Source organism: Kamptonema sp. UHCC 0994 (genome assembly GCF_029167235.1).
Taxonomy (GTDB): domain Bacteria; phylum Cyanobacteriota; class Cyanobacteriia; order Cyanobacteriales; family Microcoleaceae; genus Kamptonema.
On sequence record NZ_JARFTR010000236.1, the window covers coordinates 1 to 5,948 of the forward strand.

General features: G+C 44.8%; 7 protein-coding genes. 2 read left to right on the plus strand and 5 right to left on the minus strand.

Annotation, left to right across the window (positions count from 1 at the left end):
• Positions 1-39 precede the first annotated feature (39 nt).
• From PY364_RS21085 to PY364_RS21095, 3 genes are all read right to left on the minus strand, one after another.
• On the minus strand, positions 40-1,218 hold the full coding sequence (locus PY364_RS21085) for an iron-containing alcohol dehydrogenase family protein (protein WP_275525965.1): 1,179 nt from the start codon (positions 1,216-1,218) through the stop codon (positions 40-42).
• A gap of 76 nt (positions 1,219-1,294) precedes the next feature.
• A complete protein-coding gene (locus PY364_RS21090; protein WP_275525967.1) occupies positions 1,295-1,846 on the minus strand; it encodes a hypothetical protein in 552 nt (183 codons plus the stop codon).
• Positions 1,830-2,111, minus strand: a complete 282-nt coding sequence (locus PY364_RS21095; RefSeq protein WP_275525969.1) for a BrnT family toxin — start codon at positions 2,109-2,111, stop codon at positions 1,830-1,832. Before PY364_RS21095 ends, PY364_RS21090 begins: the two co-directional genes overlap by 17 nt.
• A 161-nt stretch (positions 2,112-2,272) precedes the next feature.
• Between PY364_RS21095 and PY364_RS21100 the strand changes: the two genes are divergently transcribed.
• Positions 2,273-3,493 carry an FAD-dependent oxidoreductase gene (locus PY364_RS21100; protein ID WP_275525971.1) on the plus strand — a complete coding sequence of 407 codons (1,221 nt, stop codon included), beginning with the start codon at positions 2,273-2,275 and terminating at the stop codon, positions 3,491-3,493.
• Positions 3,494-3,640: 147 nt separating this feature from the next.
• Here the strand turns inward: PY364_RS21100 and PY364_RS21105 are convergent, their stop codons facing one another.
• Positions 3,641-3,994 (minus strand): hypothetical protein, encoded by a 354-nt coding sequence (locus PY364_RS21105; RefSeq protein WP_275525973.1) that lies wholly within the window; start codon positions 3,992-3,994, stop codon positions 3,641-3,643.
• Between the two features lie 2 nt (positions 3,995-3,996).
• Positions 3,997-4,398 carry a hypothetical protein gene (locus PY364_RS21110; protein ID WP_275525975.1) on the minus strand — a complete coding sequence of 134 codons (402 nt, stop codon included), beginning with the start codon at positions 4,396-4,398 and terminating at the stop codon, positions 3,997-3,999.
• Positions 4,399-4,450: 52 nt separating this feature from the next.
• Between PY364_RS21110 and PY364_RS21115 the strand changes: the two genes are divergently transcribed.
• Entirely contained in the window at positions 4,451-5,869 is a 1,419-nt protein-coding gene (locus PY364_RS21115; RefSeq protein ID WP_275525976.1) for an aspartate ammonia-lyase, read from the plus strand.
• Positions 5,870-5,948: the final 79 nt, after the last annotated feature.

Consider the following 5,948-nt stretch of genomic DNA (forward strand, 5'->3'; position numbering starts at 1 on the left):
CGGTTAGAGCACCGCCTAGAAGGCGGCGTTACGGATATATTAATGTGGCAAGATTGTAGCAGATGATGGGGTTTCAATCGGAACAGTTGTAGATACCATTGCAGCCATCAATTGTTCAGGAGTGACTTTAAAAGGTAGGCGATGGATGTCAGAATTAGGATCGCAGGCAATTTCCGCCGCGTTTTGCAATTCGGCAAGAGTAATATCTGTTAAGCCTAGATCTGCTAAGGTTTGGGGTAAACCGATTTCGCTATAAAACTTAATCAATTGTTGACGCGCTGAGGCTGCAAGTTGGGAGTTTTGCAGCATTTCTTCTAGGCGCAATTGCACTAAGATCCCATAGGCTACTTTTTCGCCGTGTAACGTACCCTGGCGGTGGAGGTGGGTGAGGCCGTTATGGACGGCGTGGGCGGCTACAGTCCGACATTGAGCCCCGCCGATACCGCCGATTACACCTGCTAAAAGGGTGGTAGCGTCTACAACTTCTTGCCAGATTTCGCTTCCTGGTTGTTGGAGGGCGGCGACGGATTTTTGAAATAGGATATCACGCAAGACTCTGGCTTGTTGGACGGCGGCGATAATCATGGTTTGTTCAGAGTGGCCGCTGCTGACTGAGGCTTCGTACCATTTCGCGATCGCATCTCCAATTCCGGCTACTAATGTCCGTTGGGGGGCGGTTTGGATCAGGCTGTAGTCAAGAATCAGTAAGTCGGGACATTTGGCGAGGCTGACATCATACAGGAATGCGCCTTGGTCTGAGTAGATGTTAGATAAAGCTGTCCAAGCGGCGCAGGTGGCGGCGGATGTGGGGATAGTGGCGATCGGGATTTGGCGCTGATGGGCTAGGAGTTTGGCAGTATCTAAGGCTTTACCGCCGCCGACTCCGATGATGAAATCGGCTTGGTGGGCGATCGCGGCTTCGTGGAGGGTTTTTAGACTATTTTCGCTACAATCTTGGCCGTAGGTAGCTTGGGCCATCTGTAGGGGCGGTGCCCCCGTGCCCGCCCCATTTTCGAGGTAGGGTTGAATGGCTGCGAGGGAGTTTTTGCCGCCGACGATCAGGGGGCGGTTGCCAAGTTGGGCGATCGCATCCATTGATTGCGCGATGCCTTCGGCCGGCGCAGCCATCGCATTTTTGCCCCGGATGACACGGGCGGGGGCAATTGTCAAGGAAAATAGGTCAGTCTCGGTTTTGGTTGGGGTAGAGGTTTGAGTCATTTAGCTAACAGCGTCGTGACGGGTTGTGGATTTTATAAATTTATAGGATAACTCTAACAAGTCTTTAGCAACAGGGTCAGTTTTCGACCGTTTTTATTAAAGATTGTCTTAGGTTTGGGGTGGTTAGGTGTGATTTACTTTCCTCAATCTCTGCGGTCGTTGGTTCTCTTGGTTCTTCTATTCTGAGGAAAACTTGGTAATTTCCAGGGATAATCTCAGAGGAAACCTGTGTTGTGAGTTTGCGATCTGATGTAATCATTGCCGAGGCTTCAATAGTTGTTATTATCCTCTCTTTGTTCCTGTTTTTATGGGAAATTGAGCTATCATTGTTCGAGTCATCTGTTTTTTTGATTGTCAGGATAACCCTACGGTTTCCTGGGGAAATCTCTGATGAAAATTGTACTTGTAGGTTGCCGTCTGGTGTAATAATTCCTTTGCCTTCTATCCTGCTGATGGTCACATATCTATCGCCATCTTTGCCCGTAATTTTCACTAGAGGTTTTTGTCCATTTGGGCGAGATTGGCGAGATTTATCTCTCACTACTTTGCTAAAATCATATTCCGCTAGTAGTTCTGAGTAGTCATCGGGCATTTCATAATCATCAATCGGATTAATTGCCTTGTTCATAAATACTCCTTTCCCAGTTAGTTACCATTCTAGCACTAATAATTCTAGTTGCATTGCCTCGCTCTGTGTAAACCACTGCTAGTAGTCTTTGGTGCATAGAATAACCAATTGCTAAAAAGCGTGTTTCGCCTACAGAGTGTATTGGGTCATCAATGGAAAGGAAAAATGGATCGTCGAAAATAGTCTGTGCTTCATCAAAAGCAACTCCGTGTTTTCTAATATTGTTTGTTTCCTTTTCTCGATCCCACTCAAAATCAGTTGTCATTGTCTAGTTAACATTCTCTCGCTCCTCACCGACATCTATTATATTATGGAATAGCAGAAAGACGACTATTTTTTTGCTATTGCTGGAAATATCTTTGACACGATCGTAGCAAAATAGACTAAAATTGCCCTAACTACAAATTACCTCAATCCTTGAAATCAATGACTGATAACCATGAGATTATTGACGTACAGGAAACTACTTGCTGCATCGTTGGCGGTGGCCCGGCGGGAGTGGTTCTCGGCTTACTTTTAGCCCGCCAAGGCATCCCAGTCACCCTCTTAGAATTGCATCAGGATTTCGATCGCGAATTTCGGGGCGACACGATTCACCCATCAACAATGGAACTGATGGATCGACTCGGTTTAGCCGATCGCCTGTTAAAATTACCTCATAGTAAAATTCACGAACTCACTTTTAATACACCCACCGGAAGTCTGAAAGCGGCGGATTTTAGTCGCCTCAAAACTCGCTTTCCTTATATCACTCTTCTCCCCCAAGTCAAATTTTTAGAAACGATCGCGGCCGAGGCAAAAAAGTACCCGAATTTCAAGTTAATTATGGGTGCAAATGTGCAAGAACTGATTGCCGAAAAAGGGATGATTCGGGGTGTCCGCTATCGAGGTAAAGGGGGTTGGCATGAAGTGCGATCGCCTTTGACTATTGGCGCAGATGGTCGATTTTCCCGTCTCCGTCAACTGGCAGGTTTTGAACCGATTAAAACTTCGCCACCGATGGATGTTCTCTGGTTTCGTTTACCGCGATCGCCACAAGATGTAAAGGGGAAAGGTTTAGACGGCCGCATCCGTGACGGACACCTATTAGCGATTATCGATCGCCTCGATTATTGGCAGCTAGGTTATGTGATTCTCAAAGGTAGTTATCAAAAACTTCGCGCTGATGGTATTGAGACATTACAACGTGCGATCGTGGATTTAGCGCCAGAATTTCGCGATCGCGTCCACCATCTCAAAGATTGGTCAGAAATGGCTTTTCTCTCAGTGGAATCGAATCGACTTCCCCAGTGGTATCGCGGCGGATTGTTGCTAATTGGTGATGCTGCCCACACCATGTCTCCTGTTGGCGGAGTGGGGATTAATTATGCTGTTCAAGATGCAATCGTGGCGGCTAATATCCTCAGCCAACCATTAAAAAATGGCAGTTTACACCTGTGGGATTTAGCAGAAGTACAACGACAGAGAGAATGGCCAATTAAAGCGATTCAGGCCTTTCAAAATCAAATTCAGCAACAAATTATTGCCCGTGCTCTTGATGGCGACAAACCGTTTACATTGCCTGGTTTTTTGCGGTTGCCAATTTTGCGAGATATTCCAGGCAGGTTAATTGGTTTTGGAATTTGGCCTGTGAAGTTGAAATGTTAGGTTGTTTTGCATAAGTCCTCACTAAATCAATATCCGGTTTTAAATAACTCCTTTATTCTCTTCTTCTTTCCTCTGTATCTCGGATTCTCTATGGTTCCTTAAAAAAGGGTAATAAAACCGGATTGAGTCTCAATTTAATCAAGCAATTTACGCTTTTTGGAAAATGTCAATTTTCTCCAATTCATCCAGATGAGTTACCACCCGATGCTGCAATTGACTAAAATAAACAATTTCGTAATCATCTCCTAATTCCTTTTGAAGTTGTTGCCATAAACTAATCCCTTCCCTTTCAAAAGCTATCTCTTCTTGTTCACTGGCAAAACCAGCCGAAGCTGGATCGTCCCAATCAATAATTCCATCATAAATCTTTTGCCAATTGAGTAATCTTTCAATTGTTGCCTCACTCAACGGTAACTCCCAGGGTTCAATGTCACCACCATCATCTCTATCCCAAAGAGGATAACAATTGTAATCAGGCATTAGCTTAATTCTTTGCAACATTATTATCTCTCCTGAGTAAACCGACGAATTAAATTTCTCCTGGTAGGATTAGCGCCAACAATATAGCCATTGCTTGCTACTTCCACAGAAATATATTGTATCGTACCATTGAACTCAATTTCATAAACCGCTCGACTTCTGCCTTGATTTCCTAAAATTCTACCGTTGATGACAGCAGCCATGACAGCATCAATAATTTGGTCTTCAGGAATTCCCCTTGCTGCAAAATCCTCCGTGTGTTCCTTCCAAATATGTTGCCATCCAGAACCATCATTGCCAATCTCTAAAAAAACAATCCTACCATCTGACGATTTAGCAATCCGCAGAATGTTATCTGGGTTATGCTTAACTCCAGTCTCCCGCAATTGGCTAATTAATTCCTCTCTTTCAACCTCACTCGTCAATGCAATTACCTCTAAATGTGCGATAATTCGATATTATCACCAACTCCCTAATATGACAGAACCACAAACCGTAACCTACCGCACAGAACGCGACTCAATGGGAGACAAACAAATCCCATCTACCGTATATTATGGCATCCAAACTCTCCGCGCCGTCGAGAATTTTCCCATCAGTGGCATCAAACCCTTACCAACTTATATTGATGCCTGTATTCTGATTAAGAAAGCCACCGCGATCGCCAATGGTGAATTAGGCTGCATTCCCGAAGAAATTAGTCAAGCAATTGTGCAAGCAGCCGATGAAATCCTAGCAGGTAAATTACGCGATCAGTTCGTAGTTGATGTTTATCAAGCTGGGGCCGGAACTTCTCACCACATGAATGTTAACGAAGTCCTAGCCAATCGCGCTTTAGAAATTTTAGGCGATGAAAAAGGCAACTATAAACGAGTTAGTCCTAACGATCATGTTAACTACGGTCAATCGACTAATGATGTAATTCCAACTGCCATTCGTATCGGTGGACTTTTAGCCTTAGAAAGAACACTTTTCCCCGCTTTATCTAATGCCATTGCCGCCCTGGATAACAAAGCCGAAGAGTTTAAAGATATTGTCAAATCTGGCCGCACTCACCTCCAAGATGCCGTCCCGATTCGATTAGGTGAAACCTTCCGCGCTTGGGCACAAATTCTGACAGAACATTACAACAGAATTGAACTTGCCTCCGGTGACTTGACATCATTAGGATTAGGTGGTAGCGCTGCTGGTACGGGATTGAATACGCACCCGCAATATTGCGATCGCGCCGCCAAAATTCTCTCCCAATTAATCGACAAACCCCTGAAACCAGCACCCCATTTAATGGCCGCCATGCAGAGTATGGCCCCCTTTGTTAATGTATCTGGCGCTATCCGCAATTTAGCCCAAGATTGTGTTAAGATATCTCACGATCTGCGATTGATGGATTCTGGCCCGAAAACTGGTTTCAAAGAAATTCAATTGCCCCCCGTACAGCCGGGATCGTCAATTATGCCGGGTAAATACAATCCCGTGATGGCAGAAATGACATCAATGGTATGTTTTCAGGTAATGGGTTATGATAGTGCGATCGGCCTCGCTGCCCAAGCCGGACAATTAGAATTAAATGTAATGATGCCGCTAATTGCCTATAATTTGATTCAAAGTATCGAAATTTTAGGCAACACCATCAACGCACTCAGTAGCAAATGTCTGGAGGGAATAGAAGCCAAAAGCGATCGCTGTCTCGCCTATGCTGAAGGTAGTCTCGCCCTTGTCACCGCCCTTAACCCAGATATCGGCTATCTCAACGCCGCTGCCGTCGCTAAAGAATCTTTAGAAACTGGCAAATCTTTGCGGCAAATTGTCTTAGAACGTGGTTTAATGAGTGCTGAAGACTTGGCAAAAGTTCTCGATTTAGATAAAATGAGCGCTATGCCAGAAATAGATAGATAATGGCTAATGGCTAATGGCTAATTGCACAGGACTTATGAAAAAATATCCGTAACGCCGCCTTCTAGGCGGTAAAGATACC

Coding starts and splice junctions, on each gene's coding strand:
- PY364_RS21100 (WP_275525971.1), top strand. CDS start 2,273: ATGACTGATAACCATGAGATTATTGACGTACAGGAAACTACTTGCTGC.
- PY364_RS21090 (WP_275525967.1), bottom strand. CDS start 1,846: ATGAACAAGGCAATTAATCCGATTGATGATTATGAAATGCCCGATGAC.
- PY364_RS21115 (WP_275525976.1), top strand. CDS start 4,451: ATGACAGAACCACAAACCGTAACCTACCGCACAGAACGCGACTCAATG.
- PY364_RS21095 (WP_275525969.1), bottom strand. CDS start 2,111: ATGACAACTGATTTTGAGTGGGATCGAGAAAAGGAAACAAACAATATT.
- PY364_RS21105 (WP_275525973.1), bottom strand. CDS start 3,994: ATGTTGCAAAGAATTAAGCTAATGCCTGATTACAATTGTTATCCTCTT.
- PY364_RS21085 (WP_275525965.1), bottom strand. CDS start 1,218: ATGACTCAAACCTCTACCCCAACCAAAACCGAGACTGACCTATTTTCC.